Below are 15,828 nucleotides of genomic sequence, written 5' to 3' on the forward strand. Positions count from 1 at the left end.
GCCGACGACGCCGACGACGCCGCCGAACAGACTCGAAACAGAGAGGACCGACGCCCGATGACCCACAACGCCGTGGCTCGCCGGACGGCACCCGAGCTGCCCGCCCGCCGCCTGATCCCCCGTACCCCGGCCTGCGAGAGTCCGGTCCCGTTCGTCGAGGCCCAGCGGCCGCTCGTCCGGGTCCTGCCGCTCAGGGCCCTGCACCGGCCCGGCGGGGACAACCGGTGAGCGGGCTCCTGCCGGGCGACCCGGCCGCCACCATCGACGGCGAGGCCACGGCCCGGGCGCTGTGCGTGCTGGCGCCCAACCCGTCGCCGATGACGCTGGACGGCACCAACACCTGGCTGCTCTCCGAGCCCGGCTCGGACCTCGCCGTGGTGGTCGACCCCGGCCCGCTGCACGAGGGCCACCTGCGCCGGGTGGTCGACCTCGCGGAACAGCAGGGCAAACGCGTCGCGCTGACCCTGCTCACCCACGGCCACGCCGACCACTCCGAGGGCGCGGCCCGCTTCGCCGAACTCACCGGCACCGAGGTGCGCGCGCTGGACCCGGCGCACCGGCTGGGCTCCGAGGGCCTGGTCAACGGCCAGCGGCTGGACGTCGGCGGCCTCGACCTGCGGGTGGTCGCCACCCCCGGCCACACCTCGGACTCGCTGACCTTCCACCTGCCCGCCGACGCCGCGATCCTCACCGGCGACACCGTCCTCGGCCGTGGCACCACGATGGTCGCCCACCCCGACGGTCGGCTCGGCGACTACCTGGACTCGCTGCGCCACCTGCACACGATGGCCTCCGCGCACGGTGTGCGGACGGTGCTGCCCGGCCACGGTCCGGCGCTCGCGGACGCGCTCGGCGCCGTCGACTACTACCTCGCCCACCGGGCCAACCGGCTCGCCCAGGTGGAGACCGCGGTCGAGGCCGGCTGCCGGACCGCGGACGAGGTGGTGGCCCGGGTCTACGCCGACGTCGACCGGGCGCTCTGGCCGGCCGCCGAGCTCTCGGTCCGGGCGCAGCTGGAGTACCTGGAGGAGCACGGGCTGATCCCGGGCCTCGACTGATCCCGTCGCGCGCGGGGCGGGCAACGGAACGCCGAAGGGGAATGCCGAAGGGGAACGCCGAAGGGCCCGTCCGAGCGGACGGGCCCTTCGGCGTTTACGGCGTGAAGGCGTGAAGACGTGCGCGCCGAGGTCAGCGCGAGCGGCGCGACAGCCGCTCGACGTCCATCAGCACCACCGCGCGCGCCTCCAGCTTCAGCCAGCCGCGGCCGGCGAAGTCGGCGAGCGCCTTGTTGACCGTCTCGCGGGAGGCGCCGACCAGCTGGGCCAGCTCCTCCTGGGTGAGGTCGTGGGCGACGTGGATGCCCTCCTCGGACTGCACGCCGAACCGGCGGGAGAGGTCCAGCAGGGCCTTGGCGACGCGGCCGGGCACGTCGGAGAAGACCAGGTCGGACATCACGTCGTTGGTCCGGCGCAGGCGGCGGGCGATGGCCCGCAGCAGCGCGATGGAGACCTCGGGGCGGGCGTGCAGCCAGGGCTGCAGGTCGCCGTGGCCCAGGCCGAGCAGCTTGACCTCGGTCAGCGCGCTGGCGGTCGCGGTGCGCGGGCCCGGGTCGAACAGCGACAGCTCGCCGATCATCTCGCTGGGGCCGAGGACGGCGAGCATGTTCTCGCGTCCGTCCGGCGAGGCGCGGTGCAGCTTGACCTTGCCCTCGGCGACGACGTACAGCCGGTCGCCCGGGTCGCCCTCGTGGAACAGCGACTCACCACGGGCGAGGGTCACCTCGGTCATGGAAGCGCGCAGCTCGCCGGCCTGTTCGTCGTCGAGTGCCGCGAAGAGTGCGGCGCGCCGCAGAACGTCGTCCACGTGCTTCCTCCTTCTCGGCCGTTCGGCGGGTGGGCCGTCCGGCGCAAGTTCCGTACCGTGCTCTGCATCACCAAGCATGGCGCATGTCGCTCCGATCATATGAGGAGGGGGTGTGCCGAGGTGTGCGGTGCGGGGCCATTCGTACCGGCGGGTCACCGGGTGGGGCGTCGCGGGGGCGGCACCGGGTCGAACGCGTCATCGGACGGTTCGAACAGTGAATCGCCCACCGCCGTACGGGCGTAGAGGACGCTGTGACCGGCCCGGTGGGCGCTGGTCAGACCCGCCGCGCGCAGGGCGGTCAGGTGCTGCGATACGCCGGCGGCGGACAGACCGGTGCGGCGGGCCAGCTCGGTGGTCGAGGCCGGGGAGTCCAACTCGGCCAGCAGCCGGGCCCGGGACCGGCCCAGGACGGCGGCCAGCGCGTCCGGGCGCCCGTTCGGGCGCGGCTCCCACAGGGTGGCCGCGCCGCGCGCCGGGTAGCTCAGTTGCGGCGGGTCCGGCGGTAGCACCCGGGTCAGCACCCGCGGCCAGGCGAAGGCGGACGGCAGGAGCAGCAGCCCGGCCCCGGCGCTCAGCCGGGCGACCGCGCAGTGCCGCCGCTCCAGACGCAGCGCCGCGCCGTCCCAGCGGACCGTCTCGTGCAGGTCGTCCAGCATCCGCGCGGTGCCGTGCTCGGCGGCCTGCCGGGAGCGGTGGAACACGTCCGCCTCCAGCAGGGCGCGGATCCGGGCCCAGTACGGGGCGAGCGCGAGCTGCCAGTACGCCTCGATCTCGGCGGTGAGCCGGGGCAGCTGCGCCGCCGGGTCGCGGTACAGCGGCTCCAGGACGGGCGGCAGGCGGCCGCCGGCCTCGGCGGCGAGGATGTCCAGGTCGGCGCGGACCTGCCCGGCGCCGGTGGCGGCGATCGCGGCCAGTTCGTCGGCGAGGGCGGGGGAGAAGCCCGCCGGTGCGGGGTTGAGGAAGTCGGGCAGGTGGCCGACGGCCGGGACCATGACGGCCAGCCGGCCGCGGTCGAGTCCGGTGGCGGCCAGCCGGTCGCGCACCTGGTCGGCCCAGCGGCGGTGCAGCGCGGGGACGGGGGAGTGGGCGAGGGCGCGGAGGCTGGTCACCACCTCCTGCAGGGGGGAGAGGGCGAAACGGGTCAGCGCCAGGTCGTTCGCGGAGAAGTGCAGTGCCGTCCGCATGCCGGGCCCCTCCCAGAAGATTCGGGCCCAGCTTAATCAGTGGTGACCCGCCCGGGCCGGGCCGCACGATGCGGGGGAACCGAGGCAGCACCCGACGGCACGGAAGAACGGTGACCCCGCATGTCCATTCCCCCTCAGGCCCCCACCCCCACCCCCACGCCGCGCGAGCGGGCGCTGCGGCTGCGGGAGCTCGTCGTGGACGGCCCGCTCGTCCTGCCCAACGCCTGGGACGCGGGCAGCGCCGCCGTCATCGCCTCGGCCGGCGCCCCGGCGATCGCCACCACCAGCGGCGGCGTCTCCTGGTCGCTCGGCCACGGCGACGGCCACCGGCTGGACCGGGCGCAGGCCGTCGAGGCGGCCCGCCGGATCGTCGCGGCCGTGGACGTGCCGGTCACCGTCGACGCCGAGGGCGGCTACGGGCCGACGCCCGCCGACGTGGCCGCGACCGTGGCGGCACTGGTCGGGGCGGGTGCCGTCGGCGTCAACCTGGAGGACTCGACGGCCGTCGGCGGCCCGCTGTTCCCGGTGGCCGAGCAGGCCGACCGGCTGCGGGCGGCCCGGACGGCGGCGGCCGCGGCCGGGCTGCCCGAGCTGGTGGTCAACGCCCGCACCGACGTCCTCCTGTTCGGGCTGGGCGGTCTCGACGACGTGTTGGCCCGGGCCGAGGCCTACGCCGAGGCGGGCGCCGACGGTCTGTTCGTCCCCGGGCTGCTGGACCTCGACGCCCTCGCCGAGCTGTGCGAGCGCTCCCCGCTGCCGGTGAACGCCATGGCCGTCGCGGGCGGGCCGACCGTCGCCGAACTCGCCGCCACGGGGGTGCGGCGTGTCAGCGTCGGCACCGGGCTCGCCCAGCTCGCGTACACCGCGGCGCGCCGCGCGGCCGCCGAACTGCTCGGCGCCGGGACGCTGGCGGAGCTGGACGGCGCGCTCGGCTTCGGCGAGCTGAACGGGCTGTACCGGGGCTGACCACGGGCCCGCCGGGAGCACGGCCGCTCGGCCCCGTTCACCCGGCCCGTTCACCCGGCCCGTTCACCCGCCCTGTTCACCCGCCCTGTTCACCCGGGCCGGGCTCGCCGGGCAGGGGGTCAGCCGGTGAAGCCCAGTTCGCCGAGGGTCTTCTCGATCCGGGTGCGGTGCGCCGCCTCCCAGTCGTCCAGCGTCTCGGCGGCCTCCTTGGCCAGCTTGGCGCGGGCCGCCTCCAGGGCCTCGGCACGTCGGTCGGCGGGCACCACCACGACCCCCTCCTCGTCGGCCACCACGATGTCACCGGCCGCCACCAGCACGCCGCCGCAACGCACCCGGGCGCCGTGCGTGCCGAGCTCCCGCTTGGCCCCCGGGATCGGGATCACGCCGCGGGCGAAGACCGGGAAGCCCAGCTCCCGCACCTCGCCCAGATCCCGGATCAGGCCGTCGGCGACGAACGCCACGACGCCCCGGCGCTGCGCGACGGCGCACACGTTGCCGCCGGCCAGCGCGTAGTCCAGGTCTCCCGACTCGACGACGATCACGGTGCCCGGCTCGGCCCGGTGGATCGCCGCGTGCAGCATCAGGTTGTCGCCGGGCGGGCACTGCACGGTGAACGCCGGGCCGGCCACCCGCGGCGCCCCCGCCCACAGCGGACGGATGCCGATGTCCATGACCTGGGCGCGCCCGAGCACGTCGGCCAGGGTGGTGGTGGGGATGTCCTTGAAGTCCTGGTCCATGCTTCCTCGTTCTTCGGTGGGCAGGCGGCGGCCGGCCGCCGCCGGTCACGCTAACCCGCGACGGTTCGGGCGAGGAAGGCCCTTCGGCCGGAGAACTGCACCGGCTCGGGCGCGGTGGGCTGCGTCGCCGCGCACCCGCGCACCCGCGCACCCGCGCACCCGGGCGGCCGTGCCGGACGACCGTGTCGGACGACCGTGTCGGACGGGGGTTCAGACGCGGAAGGCCGCGACGTAGCGGTGGGGGTCGCGGCGGAGGTCGGTGTCCCAGCGGGCCGTGCACTGCTCCGCGAAGGTCTGCCCGGTGCGCAGCACCTCGTCGAGCGGGTCGAGGTAGTCCAGCACCTTCGGCTGTTCCAGGCCGGCGCGAACCCGGGCCCGCAGGCCTGCCCGGGCGAGCCGGACGAGTTCCGCCGCGAGTTCACGGACCCGGTCGCCGCCGAGCAGGGTGTCCAGGCCGTCGGCGGGGAGCCGGGCCTTCGCCGCGCGGTGCTCCGCCACGCCGTGGTGGCGCAGCAGTTCCCAGGCCGCCGTCCGCGACGGGGGGTGGTAGGCGAGCCCCGCCCACAGCGCCGGTACGGCCGGGATGTGCGGGTACGGCGGGCCGTCCCCGGCCCGCAGTTCCAGGGTCCGGCGGACTCTGACGTCCGTCCAGATCTGCGACATGTGGGAGACCCAGTGGTCGAAGGTCGGCATGGTGCCGTCGTCGAAGCCCTGCCGCAGGATCTCGGCGAACGGCCGGTCGGGGGCGAGCCGGTACCGTCCGTCAGGGTCGCGGTAGTAGATCATCGGGATCCCCAGCGCCCAGTCGATGACGTCGTCGGCGGTCACGTCGGGCCGCAGCGCGGGCGGCAGGACGCCGCAGCGGCGCGGGTCCATCCGCAGCCAGTTCTGCGACCTGTGCGAGAGCAGCCCGTTCGATCGGCCGCCCTGGAGCGGCGAGTTGACGAGGAGTGCGGCGACCACCGGGGACGCGGCGGTCAGCATCCGCAGCTTCTGGGTGAAGTCCTCGTCGGACAGGTAGTCCAGGTGCACCTGGGTGGACAGCGACATCGACATGATCTTCGGGGCCCCGCTGCCGGCCTCGCCGATCCGGTCGAAGAAGTCGCGCATGACGGCACCGCGGAGCATCGGCACCCAGGAGACGGTGTCGAGCCGGTCGAAGGGGAGGTTGCCGCCGGGCAGGAGGGCCAGGCCGAAGCGCCCGACGAGTTCCGCGAGGCGCTCCATCGTGGCCCGCATGTCGTCCACGGCCGTGGCCAGGTCGGCGGCCGGGGCGGAGGAGTACTCGACCTGGCCGCCGTGTTCGAGCGTGATCTGGGCGGTGTCCGCCAGGTCCACGCCGGTCAGTCGACCGTTGTCGCGCCGGTCCGTGCCGCCCCATTCGGCGAGGACGGCCTCCAGGACGGCCCGGACGCCGTTCCTCCCCTCGTAGGGGGCGGCCAGCCCGGTCTCCGGGTCGACGATGCCGTTCTCGATCTCCAGCCCGATCCGCTCGGTCGCGGACGCCGCCGGGGCGAGCAGCGGTCCGAGGTCGTCGCGGCGCAGCGCCGCTCCCGTCGCCGGGCCGCCGCTCTGTTCGCCGGGTCGGCGCCGGGGCGCCGGTGCCGCGCTCACCCGGCCCGCAGCCGGGCGGTGTCGTCGGCGTGCTGCCCCCGGTCGATCACCTGGCCGACCACGGCCAGGGCCGACTGGGCGGCGCCCTGCATCCAGGCGTGCGCTCCGGACAGGTGCTCTCCGGCGAAGAAGATCCTCGGGTCGTCGGTCGGGTGCGGGGCGCCGAGCCCGGTCAGGTACCGGGTGTGCTCGCCGGGCGCGAGGTGGGCGAAGGCGCCGCCGCCCATGCCGACCTGGTCGTCCCAGTTCCAGTGCACGATGTCGTCCGCGTCGCGGAGGATGCCGGGGTGCAGCCGTTCCAGGCACTTCAGGACCAGCAGGTCGCGGTCGGCCGGCGGCAGGGTGGTGAAGCGGCGGGCGTTGGCCCCCCACAGGTAGGCGCCGACGAGCACCGCGGGCTCGTGGGAGCGCTGCGGGTCCCGGGCGGCCCAGCGCCGCCTGCCGACGGTGCTCCCGTTGGTCCGGCCGTCGACGGGCCGGGCGTTGTCCGACGGGTACCAGCACTGCTGGATCGGCATGTCGGTGAAGCTGCCGCCGCCGAAGATCCGGTCGTCCAGTTCCCAGCCGCGCCGCTTGGTGTGCACGAGCGTCTTCGTGCTGCTGGCGTAGCTGATGCCGCGGATCGCGTGGCGCTGGTGGTGGGGCAGGCCGGGCCGGAAGCTGATCTGGTCGAGGGCGGGGACGGGGACGCAGCAGACGACGAAGTCGACGTCCTCGGTGATCGTGCCGCCGAGGCGCCGCCCGTGCACCCGGACGCCCCGGCGGGTCAGCGAGAGTTCGTCGATCTGGGTGGACAACTGGAGGGTCCTCGGCCGCAGCCGGCGTACGAACGCGTGCACCAGGCGGTCGGTGCCGTCGACCAGTTCCACCTGGCCCGCGTGGAACAGGCCGAAGTAGTCGACGAGGACCTCCAGCAGGGAGGACTGCTCGTAGTGGACCAGGCCGCTGGCGTGGCCGAGGAGGTCCCAGGCGTCCTGTGACAGGTGCTCGTGGACGTACTGCCACAGCGACACCGAGACGAGCCGGTCGAGCGCCGGGTCGTCCCAGTGGCCGTCCAGCACCCGCCGGCGCTGGTCGGGGGTGAGCGTCTCCCAGGCGGCCGTCAGCAGCCGGTCCAGGATCCGCACCGGGTCCTGCTTCTCGGCGGCGCGCAGCGCGTACGCCGGGTGCAGCGCGTGCACCTCCTGGACGCGGGCACGACGGCCGCGCAGGTGGTAGTAGGCGTCCGGGTTGAAGTTGACGAACGGCCTGGTCCGCAGGCCGAACTGGGACACGTAGTGGAGGACGCAGTGGTGGTTCCCGGGGATGCGCATGGCGCCCAGGTCGGCGTGCGTGCCGTCCCAGAAGCGGTGCGTGCGCACCCGTCCGCCGGGTTGGTTCGACCGCTCGTACAGGACGATGCCGAAGCCCCGGCGCTGGAGCTCGTAGGCGGCGACGAGGCCCGCCACCCCGGCCCCGATCACCGCGACGCGTCCGGTGGCGCCGGTCACCGGGCGCAGCAGGCCGCTGGGAAAGGCGAAGCTCTCGTCGAACATGGGCACCTCGCGTCGTCGTAGCCCTCAGCCTGGGGCAGCCCGCCGTCGCGAGCCACCAGACCGCGCCCATCCGAAGGTCGGTCCGCGGCTCCCGCGGGCTCCGGTGATCCGCTGCCCGCCGTCGGCCGTTCGGCGTAGCCTTCGTGCATGGCAGAGAGCAAGGTCCGGGCGGCGGCGGCACCGAAGGCGAAGGCCGTGCCGGGGGTGAAGCCGGGGAAGCCGGAGTCGCACCTGGCGATGGTGCGGCGGGCGCGGCGGATCAACCGCGAGTTGACGGAGCTGTACCCGTACGCGCATCCGGAACTGGACTTCGAGAACCCGTTCCAGCTGCTGGTGGCGACCGTGCTGTCGGCGCAGACGACGGACCTGCGGGTGAACCAGACGACGCCGGCGCTGTTCGCGAAGTACCCGACGCCGGAGGACATGGCGGCCGCGAACCCGGAGGAGCTGGAGGAGGTCATCCGCCCGACCGGGTTCTTCCGGAACAAGGCGAAGTCGCTGATCGGCCTCTCGATCGCCCTGCGCGACGACTTCGGCGGCGAGGTCCCGGGCCGCCTGGACGACCTGGTGACGCTGCCGGGCGTGGGCCGCAAGACCGCCAACGTGGTCCTCGGCAACGCCTTCGGGGTGCCCGGGATCACCGTGGACACGCATTTCGGGCGGCTGGCCCGGCGGTTCGGCTGGACGGCGGAGGAGGACCCGGTGAAGGTCGAGGCGGCCGTCGCCGAGATCTTCCCGAAGTCGGAGTGGACGATGCTGTCGCACCGGGTGGTCTTCCACGGCCGCCGGATCTGCCACTCCCGCAAGCCCGCCTGCGGCGCCTGCCCGGTCGCGCCGCTCTGCCCGTCGTACGGGGAGGGCGAGACCGACCCGGAGAAGGCGCGCAAGCTGCTCAAGTACGAGCTGGGCGGGCAGCCCGGGCAGCGGCTGAGGCCGCCGGGGGACTTCCCGGGGGAGGCCGCCGCCCGGGCCGACGCCGCCGAGCACCAGGGGCGGATCGCGGACCTGGCGGTGGGCGAGTGACCCGCGAGGCACGGCGGACTCCGGAGCCGTCGGCGGTGCGGGCGGTCGAGGCGGACGGCCTGCCGGCCTGGTTGGAGCCGGTGCGGGAGGCGGCCGAGCGGGTGCTGCCGGAGCAGCTGAGCCGCTTCCTGCCGCCGGTGGAGGGCGGCCGGGCGGCGGCGGTGCTGATGCTGTTCGGCGAGGGCCCGGACGGGCCGGACCTGCTGCTGATCGAGCGGGCCCGTTCGCTGCGCTCGCACGCCGGGCAGCCGTCCTTCCCGGGCGGCGCGCTGGATCCGGAGGACGGTGACCCGGACGGCCCTGGCCCGGTCGCGGCGGCGCTGCGCGAGGCCTGGGAGGAGACCGGGCTGGACCCGGCCGGGGTGCAGGTGTTCGCGGTGCTGCCGGCGCTGTACATCCCGGTCAGCCGGTTCGTGGTGACGCCGGTGCTGGGCTGGTGGCGCGAGGAGTCGCCGGTGCGGCCGGTGGACCAGGGCGAGACCGGCGCGGTGTTCCGGGTGCCGGTCGCCGATCTGGCCGACCCGGCGAACCGGGTGCGGCTGCGCCACCCGTCCGGGCACGTGGGGCCGGCCTTCGCGGTGGCCGGGCGGCTGGTCTGGGGGTTCACGGCCGGGGTGATCGACCGGGTGCTGCACCACGGCGGGCTGGAGCTGCCCTGGGACCCGTCCCGGATCGTCGACCTCTCGGACGAGGCGCTGGCCCTGGTGCAGGGCGATCTCGACCACTCCCGGGCGCTGCCCGGCGGCGACGCCGGTCCCACGTGAGGGGCCGTCTGCACGGCCGGGCCGCGGGCCGTGGGAGGGTGTCCGGGTGAACGTCCTGGATGTGCTGCTGATCGCCGCTGCCGTGGCATTCGCCGTGTCGGGCTACCGGCAGGGCTTCGTCGTGGGTGTCCTGTCCCTGGTCGGCTTCCTGGGCGGCGGCCTGCTGGCCGTCCAACTGCTGCCGCTGCTGCTCGACCACCTCAGCCCGGGCACGACGGCCTCGGTGGTGGCCGTGGTGGTGGTGATCGTGTGCGCCGCGATCGGCCAGGCGGTCACCGCGCACTTCGGCTGGAAGCTCCGGGGCCACATCGGCCGCCGTCCGGCGCGGGTGCTGGACGCGACCGGCGGCGCGGCCGTGAACGTGGTCTCGATGCTGCTGGTGGCCTGGCTGATCGGCTCGGCGCTGGCCGGGGCGTCGCTGCCGACGGTGTCCAAGCAGGTCCGCTCCTCGGCGATCCTCGGCGGCGTGCAGAACGCGCTGCCCGACGACGCGCCGAACTGGTTCTCGGACTTCTCCAAGGTGCTGGCCCGCAACGGCTTCCCGCAGGTCTTCAACCCCTTCGAGCACGAGCCGATCACCCAGGTCGACACCCCCGACCCGGCGCTGGCCGGCAGCCCGGCGGTGGCGCGGGCCAAGCAGAGCCTGGTCAAGGTGGTGGGCACCGCCACCTCCTGCAGCAAGACCCTGGAGGGCAGCGGTTTCGTCTTCGCCCCGCACCGGGTGATGACCAACGCCCACGTGGTCGGCGGGGTCGACGAGCCGACCGTGCAGATCGGCGGGGTCGGCCAGCTGTACGACGCGACGGTGGTCCGCTACGACTGGCAGCGCGACATCGCCGTCCTGGACGTGCCCAAGCTGAACGCGCCCCCGCTGTCGTTCGCGGGCGAGGCGAAGACCAACGACAGCGCGATCGTGGCGGGCTTCCCGGAGAACGGCGCCTTCAACGTCCAGCCGGCCCGTATCCGCGGCCGGATCCAGGCCAACGGCCCGGACATCTACCACCGCGGCCAGGTGGTCCGCGACGTCTACTCGGTCCGCTCGCTGGTCCGCCAGGGCAACAGCGGCGGCCCGCTGCTCACCCCGGACGGCCAGGTCTACGGCGTGGTGTTCGCCAAGTCGCTGGACAGCGCCGACACCGGGTACGTGCTGACCGCGGCCGAGGTGCGGGAGGACGCGGAGAAGGGCGGCACCGCGAGCACCCGGGTGGACACCCAGGGCTGCGCGCTCTGACCGGGCCCCGGGGCGCTCCGACGCGCCGGATCCGACGATCCGATATCCGTCACACCGTCAGTCCGCCCTGGTAGCCTCTGCCGCGCTCACCCGTTCGGCTCAACCGGGCGCCGTCCCGGAGTGAGTCTTACGGGAGGTCGTGGTAGTCCGATGATGGGTCACTCGCACGCGGTCAGTGGGGCGATGCTGTACGCCGCCTCCGCACCGTTCCTGCCCCCGCTGCTGCTGCACACCACGCTGCAGCCGGCGGACATACTGATGGGCACGGTGCTGTGCGCGGGGGCGGCCCTGCTGCCGGACCTCGACCACCACGACGGCTCGATCGCCAACTTCCTGGGGCCGATCTCCAAAGCGCTCTGCCGCTTCGTGGCCTGGGCCTCCGGCGGGCACCGGCACGCCACCCACTCGCTGCTGTTCGTCGCGCTGATGGGCGCCGGCACCTGGGCGGGCGTCACCTACCTGGGCCGCAACTTCACCCTGGTGCTGACGTTCTTCCTGATCGCGCTCGCGATCCGGGCGCTGCGGCTCTGCCCGCCGGGGGACGGCCCGGAGAGCTGGATCACCGTCATCGGGCTGTCCGCGCTCGGCACCTTCGGGATGAACACCTGGATGCCGAACTCGCCGGGCTGGCTGCCGTACGCGGTGGCGCTGGGCACCCTGGCGCACCTGCTGGGCGACTGCCTGACCAAGAAGGGCGCGCCGCTGCTCTGGCCGCACAAGGAGCGCTACGAGGTGGTGCTGATCAAGCGCAGCGGCAACAACGTCGAGACCAAGGTGCTGGTGCCGATCATGTCGGTGGCGACCTTCGTCCTGCTCTGGTTCACCGCGGTGTCGCCGACGATCGTGAACTGACCGTCCCGCCTGACCGGCCGAACCGATCGGCCGGCCGACCCGGCCGACCCGGCCGACGGGACCGACCGGCCGGATGACGCGGCGCGAGGCCTCAGGTCTCGCGCCGCAGTCGTGCGCCGACCCAGCGGGCGCGCCGGCCGAGGATGCGGGGGATGCCGAGCTGCCGCTGCGCCGGGCGCGGACGGCGGTCGGGGCCGTCGTAGCCGAGGTCGTCCGCCCAGTCGGGGCGGTGGGCGGAGCGTTGGGAGCTGTTGTGGCGTCGGGCGCGCGGGGCGCCGCCGCGATCGGGCATCCAGGTCATACCGGAATGGATGCCCCTGGGCCGGTGGGGGTAACCGCCGGGCACGCGTCGAAATTGGCCTATGCGGTTGTCATATGTGCGTCAGATCAAGGGAGTTGGGACCAAGGGCCCTTCCCGCCCGGCCCCTTCGCCGCTCCTGCACCGTCACTCCTTGTGACGGCCGACCCAGTCCAGCAACTCCGCGGTGAACTGCTCCGGGGCCTCCTCGTGCGGGAAGTGCCCGACTCCCGGCATCAGCCGCCAGCGGTACGGCGCCGCCACGTACTCGCCGCCGCCCAGCGCGGTGTGCGACAGCAGCACCGGGTCCGCCGCGCCCTGGACGTGCAGGGTCGGCGCCGTGATCGGCTTCTTCATCCGCCGGGCGAACTGGATGCCGTCCGGGCGCGCCATCGAGCGCAGCAGCCAGCGGTACGGCTCGATCGAGCAGTGCGCCGTGCTGGGGATCTGGATGGCCTGCCGGTACGCGTGCACCGCCTCCTCGTCCAGCCGGTTCGGACCGGCCCAGGCGTCCAGGTAGCGGCCGACCAGCGCGGCGTCGTCGGCCACCAGGCGGCGTTCCGGTATCCACGGCCGCTGGAAGCCCAGCACGTGCTCGAAGGCGGCCGCCTGGCGGCGGTCGGTCAGCAGGGCCCGGCGCAGGTCCCGGGGGTGCGCGGCGGAGACCACGGTGAGGCTCTGGATCACCGACGGGCGCATCACCGCCGCCACCCAGGCCAGCGTGCCGCCGGCGGCGTGCCCGACCAGGTGCGCCCGGCGTTCGCCGAGCGAGCGGATCACCCCGGTGATGTCCAGGGCGAGGTTGCCCGGGTCGTACCCGCGCGGGGTGCGGTCGCTGCCGCCGATGCCCCGCAGGTCGAGCGCCACCGCCCGGTAGCCGGCCTCGGCGAGCGCGGTCAGCTGGTGGCGCCAGGCCCACCAGTACTCGGGCCAGCCGTGCACCAGCAGCACCAGCGGGCCCGAGCCCAGCTCGGCGATGTGGAACCGGGCGCCGTTGGCCGCGAGGTCGCGGTGCGTCCACGGGCCGCTCTGCCGGACGCTCCAGGCCTCGGCGCCGCCGTCGGGGGCGGTGTCGGGGGTCTCCTCGGCGGGCTCCCCCCCGGGTGCCAGGTCGGGTCCGGAGTCGGCGGACGGCTGCGCGGGCACGGGCTTCTGGTCAAGCGGCATACCGAGAGCGTGTCACATCCGTGCGCCGGACGGCGCCCGGTACTCGCTCCCGGCGGGTCCGGGCGGGCGGCTGTGCGCCGCCACCGGAAGGGCCGTTACGGGATGCGGCCCAGGGCCCGGTCGATCTCCTCCTTGGTGGCCGGGCGCGGCCGGGCGTTCTTCAGCACGTCGGCGGTCTTCTGGGCGCCCTCGATGGTGCGGTGCGGCTTCTCGATCCGCTTGAACGAGCGCCAGGCCATCAGCCCGAGCAGCACCGCGAGCAGCAGGTAGGCGCCGGCCACGATGAGGAACGACCAACCGAGCGACAGGCCCAGCGCGTGGATGCCGAAGGCCGCCGCGGCGCTCAGCATCGGGACGGCGGCCAGCGCCACCACGGCGGCGACGCCCAGCGAGACGCCCCCGGAGACGCCGCGCTTGACGTCCGCCCGGATCTCGGCCTTGGCGAGCGCGATCTCGTCGTGGACCAGTGCGGACAGGTCGGCGGTGGCCGCCGCGAACAGCTGCCCCACCGAACGCTCGCCCTCGTAGGGCGCCCGGCCGTTGCTGGACGGGTCTGCGGCTCCTGCGGGCATCAGCGGTTCTCCTCTGCGGCTGTGCGGCGTGACGCCGCCGCGTGGTGCGGTTCGGGGGGCCGGAGGGGCCCGGAGGCGTCAGTGGACTGTCGACAGCTCAGAATCATGCCCCTACCGGTCAGTCGCACACCACTCCGGGGCCCCGCCGGGGGGACGTGTCCGGGCGCTGCCGGGCCGCCGGCGGGCCTCAGCGGGGCTTCTCCGGCCCCTCGCCGTCGGGCCGAGGGGCGAGTTCGGCGGCCCGGGCCCGCCAGGCCGGGTCGTCCTCCTGGTAGACGTCCGGGACGCCGTCGCCGTCCACGTCCCGCTCCTCCTCCTCGCACAGCTCGCGGTAGTGCCGGTTGCGGAGCTTGAGCAGCACGGTGGCCACCGTCGCGCAGAGCAGCGAGCCGACCAGGACGGCCGTCTTGGAGAGGTCGGCGAGGGCCAGGTCGTCGCGGAACGCCAGTTCGCTGATCAGCAGCGAGACGGTGAAGCCGATGCCCGCGAGCACCGAGACCGCGAACATGTCGGCCCACTTGAGCTTCGGGTTCAGCTCGGCCCGGGTGAACCGGGCGGCCAGCCACGTGCCGCCGAATATGCCCACCGTCTTGCCGACCAGCAGGCCGATGACGATGCCGAGCGGCGTGGCCTGGGTGAACACCTCGCGCAGCGTCGGGCCGGAGATCGTCACCCCGGCGGCGAACAGCGCGAACACCGGAACGGCCAGGCCGGCCGAGAGCGGACGGACCAGGTGCTCGATGTGCTCGCCGGGGGAGTGCTGCTCGTCGCCCTCCCGGTGGCAGCGCAGCATCAGACCCATCGCGACGCCCGCGACCGTGGCGTGGATGCCGCTCTCGTGCATCAGCGCCCAGTTCACGACGGCCAGCGGCACGAACAGGTACCAGCCGTGCACCCCGCGCCGGTGCAGGAACCAGAACAGCACCAGGCCGGCGAAGGCCAGGCCGAGCGCCCAGAACTTGATACCGGAGCTGTAGAAGACCGCGATGATCAGGATCGCGATCAGGTCGTCCACCACGGCGAGGGTGAGCAGGAAGGCACGCAGGGCGGACGGCAGGTGGCTGCCGACCACGGCCAGCACGCCGAGCGCGAAGGCGATGTCGGTGGCGGTCGGGATGGCCCAACCGCTGGGGTGACCGCCGCTGCCCGAGTTGACGAGGGCGAACAGGATCGCCGGCAGCGCGACCCCGCAGACGGCGGCCACCACCGGGAGCAGCGCGGCGCTCGGGGTGCGCAGCTCGCCCGCGACGAACTCGCGCTTGAGCTCGATCCCGGCCACGAAGAAGAAGATCGTCAGCAGGCCGTCCTTGGCCCAGTTGCCGAGGGTGAGGTCGAGGTGCAGCGGGGCGGACGGCCCGACGGTGTAGTCGAGGACGCTCTCGTACGCGTGCGGCCAGACGTTGGCCCACACCAGTGCGACCACGGCGGCGAGCAGCAGCAGGATGCCGCCGACGGTCTCGGTGCGCAGGGCGTCGGTGATGAACGTCCGCTCGGGCAGGGACAGCCGGCCGAGCAGCTGCCGGCGGCGGGTCGTCGGCTCGTGGACGGGCGGCTGTTCGGTCACGAGGACCTCCTGAGGGGCTGGGAGCGGCAACGGATGCACGTGTGGTGCAGTTGCCGACCAGACTTCCCGGCGCGCCCTGTGACGCTCGGATTCCCGTTCAGGGATCTTGATGCGTCGTTAACAGTCTAGGGGATCGTTCGGGTGACATCCGGATTGTCCTATTCAAGGACTTAAGCCCTGCGGGGTGGTTCTGCACTCCGGAGGAGCAGTGGCACGGCACCCGAATGGCCTAGGCCGCTCGCAGACGGGTGAACGCGGCCCTGCCGTCCCTGCCGTCTCTGTCGTCTCTGTCGTCCCTGTGGTCTCCGTCGCCCTTGCCGTCGGTCGCAGGCGCCGCCCGGCCCCGGCCGCCCCGCTGGCACACTCCGGCGGCCGACCGGAAGCGGGCTTCGGACTCACGGCATGGCTGTGCCCCGGGCGGTGACCACCGCCCGGGGCACGCTTCACCGTGTCGGCCG

General features: G+C 74.2%; 16 protein-coding genes. 7 read left to right on the forward strand and 9 right to left on the reverse strand.

Features of this window, described 5'->3' with window-relative positions; translation table 11 throughout:
• The first annotated feature begins 57 nt into the window (after positions 1-57).
• Both AC07AL_RS10295 and AC07AL_RS10300 read left to right on the forward strand, forming a co-directional pair.
• Positions 58-228, forward strand: coding sequence for a hypothetical protein (locus AC07AL_RS10295; protein WP_363579692.1), 171 nt, complete (start codon positions 58-60; stop codon positions 226-228).
• Positions 225-1,058 (forward strand): MBL fold metallo-hydrolase, encoded by an 834-nt coding sequence (locus AC07AL_RS10300; protein ID WP_363579691.1) that lies wholly within the window; start codon positions 225-227, stop codon positions 1,056-1,058. Before AC07AL_RS10295 ends, AC07AL_RS10300 begins: the two co-directional genes overlap by 4 nt.
• Positions 1,059-1,188: 130 nt before the next feature.
• Here AC07AL_RS10300 and AC07AL_RS10305 read toward each other — a convergent pair whose 3' ends face one another.
• Both AC07AL_RS10305 and AC07AL_RS10310 read right to left on the reverse strand, forming a co-directional pair.
• Positions 1,189-1,863, reverse strand: a complete 675-nt coding sequence (locus AC07AL_RS10305; protein WP_030240972.1) for a Crp/Fnr family transcriptional regulator — start codon at positions 1,861-1,863, stop codon at positions 1,189-1,191.
• 152 nt (positions 1,864-2,015) lie between these two features.
• Positions 2,016-3,047, reverse strand: a complete 1,032-nt coding sequence (locus tag AC07AL_RS10310; protein ID WP_363579690.1) for a winged helix-turn-helix domain-containing protein — start codon at positions 3,045-3,047, stop codon at positions 2,016-2,018.
• A 120-nt stretch (positions 3,048-3,167) separates the two neighbouring features.
• Here AC07AL_RS10310 and AC07AL_RS10315 point away from each other — a divergent pair, with 120 nt between their 5' ends.
• A complete protein-coding gene (locus tag AC07AL_RS10315; protein WP_400803999.1) occupies positions 3,168-4,013 on the forward strand; it encodes an isocitrate lyase/PEP mutase family protein in 846 nt (281 codons plus the stop codon).
• A gap of 119 nt (positions 4,014-4,132) precedes the next feature.
• On the opposite strand, the gene AC07AL_RS10320 is transcribed toward AC07AL_RS10315, so the two are convergent.
• From AC07AL_RS10320 to AC07AL_RS10330, 3 genes are all read right to left on the reverse strand, one after another.
• On the reverse strand, positions 4,133-4,750 hold the full coding sequence (locus tag AC07AL_RS10320) for an RraA family protein (protein WP_363579688.1): 618 nt from the start codon (positions 4,748-4,750) through the stop codon (positions 4,133-4,135).
• A gap of 210 nt (positions 4,751-4,960) precedes the next feature.
• Positions 4,961-6,364 carry a glutamate-cysteine ligase family protein gene (locus AC07AL_RS10325; protein WP_400803995.1) on the reverse strand — a complete coding sequence of 468 codons (1,404 nt, stop codon included), beginning with the start codon at positions 6,362-6,364 and terminating at the stop codon, positions 4,961-4,963.
• Entirely contained in the window at positions 6,361-7,899 is a 1,539-nt protein-coding gene (locus AC07AL_RS10330; RefSeq protein ID WP_400803993.1) for a flavin monoamine oxidase family protein, read from the reverse strand. The genes AC07AL_RS10325 and AC07AL_RS10330 overlap by 4 nt, the downstream gene beginning before the upstream one ends.
• A 147-nt stretch (positions 7,900-8,046) precedes the next feature.
• Here AC07AL_RS10330 and nth point away from each other — a divergent pair, with 147 nt between their 5' ends.
• From nth to AC07AL_RS10350, 4 genes are all read left to right on the forward strand, one after another.
• Positions 8,047-8,922, forward strand: coding sequence for an endonuclease III (nth, locus tag AC07AL_RS10335; RefSeq protein ID WP_363579685.1), 876 nt, complete (start codon positions 8,047-8,049; stop codon positions 8,920-8,922).
• A complete protein-coding gene (locus AC07AL_RS10340; RefSeq protein ID WP_400803990.1) occupies positions 8,919-9,686 on the forward strand; it encodes an NUDIX hydrolase in 768 nt (255 codons plus the stop codon). Before nth ends, AC07AL_RS10340 begins: the two co-directional genes overlap by 4 nt.
• Before the next feature lie 46 nt (positions 9,687-9,732).
• On the forward strand, positions 9,733-10,917 hold the full coding sequence (locus AC07AL_RS10345) for a MarP family serine protease (RefSeq protein ID WP_363579683.1): 1,185 nt from the start codon (positions 9,733-9,735) through the stop codon (positions 10,915-10,917).
• Between the two features lie 150 nt (positions 10,918-11,067).
• Positions 11,068-11,769 carry a metal-dependent hydrolase gene (locus tag AC07AL_RS10350; protein WP_363579682.1) on the forward strand — a complete coding sequence of 234 codons (702 nt, stop codon included), beginning with the start codon at positions 11,068-11,070 and terminating at the stop codon, positions 11,767-11,769.
• A gap of 91 nt (positions 11,770-11,860) precedes the next feature.
• Here AC07AL_RS10350 and AC07AL_RS10355 read toward each other — a convergent pair whose 3' ends face one another.
• The 4 genes from AC07AL_RS10355 to nhaA all read right to left on the reverse strand — a co-directional run bounded on the left by AC07AL_RS10355 (position 11,861) and on the right by nhaA (position 15,370).
• Positions 11,861-12,070 (reverse strand): hypothetical protein, encoded by a 210-nt coding sequence (locus tag AC07AL_RS10355; protein ID WP_063348672.1) that lies wholly within the window; start codon positions 12,068-12,070, stop codon positions 11,861-11,863.
• Positions 12,071-12,214: 144 nt separating this feature from the next.
• Positions 12,215-13,234 carry an alpha/beta fold hydrolase gene (locus AC07AL_RS10360; protein ID WP_363579681.1) on the reverse strand — a complete coding sequence of 340 codons (1,020 nt, stop codon included), beginning with the start codon at positions 13,232-13,234 and terminating at the stop codon, positions 12,215-12,217.
• Positions 13,235-13,329: 95 nt separating this feature from the next.
• Positions 13,330-13,806, reverse strand: coding sequence for a phage holin family protein (locus AC07AL_RS10365; protein WP_063348673.1), 477 nt, complete (start codon positions 13,804-13,806; stop codon positions 13,330-13,332).
• Positions 13,807-13,993: 187 nt separating this feature from the next.
• Positions 13,994-15,370 carry a Na+/H+ antiporter NhaA gene (nhaA, locus tag AC07AL_RS10370; protein WP_478317308.1) on the reverse strand — a complete coding sequence of 459 codons (1,377 nt, stop codon included), beginning with the start codon at positions 15,368-15,370 and terminating at the stop codon, positions 13,994-13,996.
• Positions 15,371-15,828: the final 458 nt, after the last annotated feature.

The organism is Kitasatospora sp. NPDC043949, from assembly GCF_056435365.1.

Bases quoted from the DNA above. Each gene is read 5' to 3' on its own strand.
- AC07AL_RS10320 (WP_363579688.1), bottom strand. From the start codon at position 4,750: ATGGACCAGGACTTCAAGGACATCCCCACCACCACCCTGGCCGACGTG.
- nth (WP_363579685.1), top strand. From the start codon at position 8,047: ATGGCAGAGAGCAAGGTCCGGGCGGCGGCGGCACCGAAGGCGAAGGCC.
- AC07AL_RS10360 (WP_363579681.1), bottom strand. From the start codon at position 13,234: ATGCCGCTTGACCAGAAGCCCGTGCCCGCGCAGCCGTCCGCCGACTCC.
- AC07AL_RS10365 (WP_063348673.1), bottom strand. From the start codon at position 13,806: ATGCCCGCAGGAGCCGCAGACCCGTCCAGCAACGGCCGGGCGCCCTAC.
- AC07AL_RS10330 (WP_400803993.1), bottom strand. From the start codon at position 7,899: ATGTTCGACGAGAGCTTCGCCTTTCCCAGCGGCCTGCTGCGCCCGGTG.
- AC07AL_RS10350 (WP_363579682.1), top strand. From the start codon at position 11,068: ATGATGGGTCACTCGCACGCGGTCAGTGGGGCGATGCTGTACGCCGCC.
- AC07AL_RS10295 (WP_363579692.1), top strand. From the start codon at position 58: ATGACCCACAACGCCGTGGCTCGCCGGACGGCACCCGAGCTGCCCGCC.
- AC07AL_RS10310 (WP_363579690.1), bottom strand. From the start codon at position 3,047: ATGCGGACGGCACTGCACTTCTCCGCGAACGACCTGGCGCTGACCCGT.
- AC07AL_RS10315 (WP_400803999.1), top strand. From the start codon at position 3,168: ATGTCCATTCCCCCTCAGGCCCCCACCCCCACCCCCACGCCGCGCGAG.
- AC07AL_RS10355 (WP_063348672.1), bottom strand. From the start codon at position 12,070: ATGACCTGGATGCCCGATCGCGGCGGCGCCCCGCGCGCCCGACGCCAC.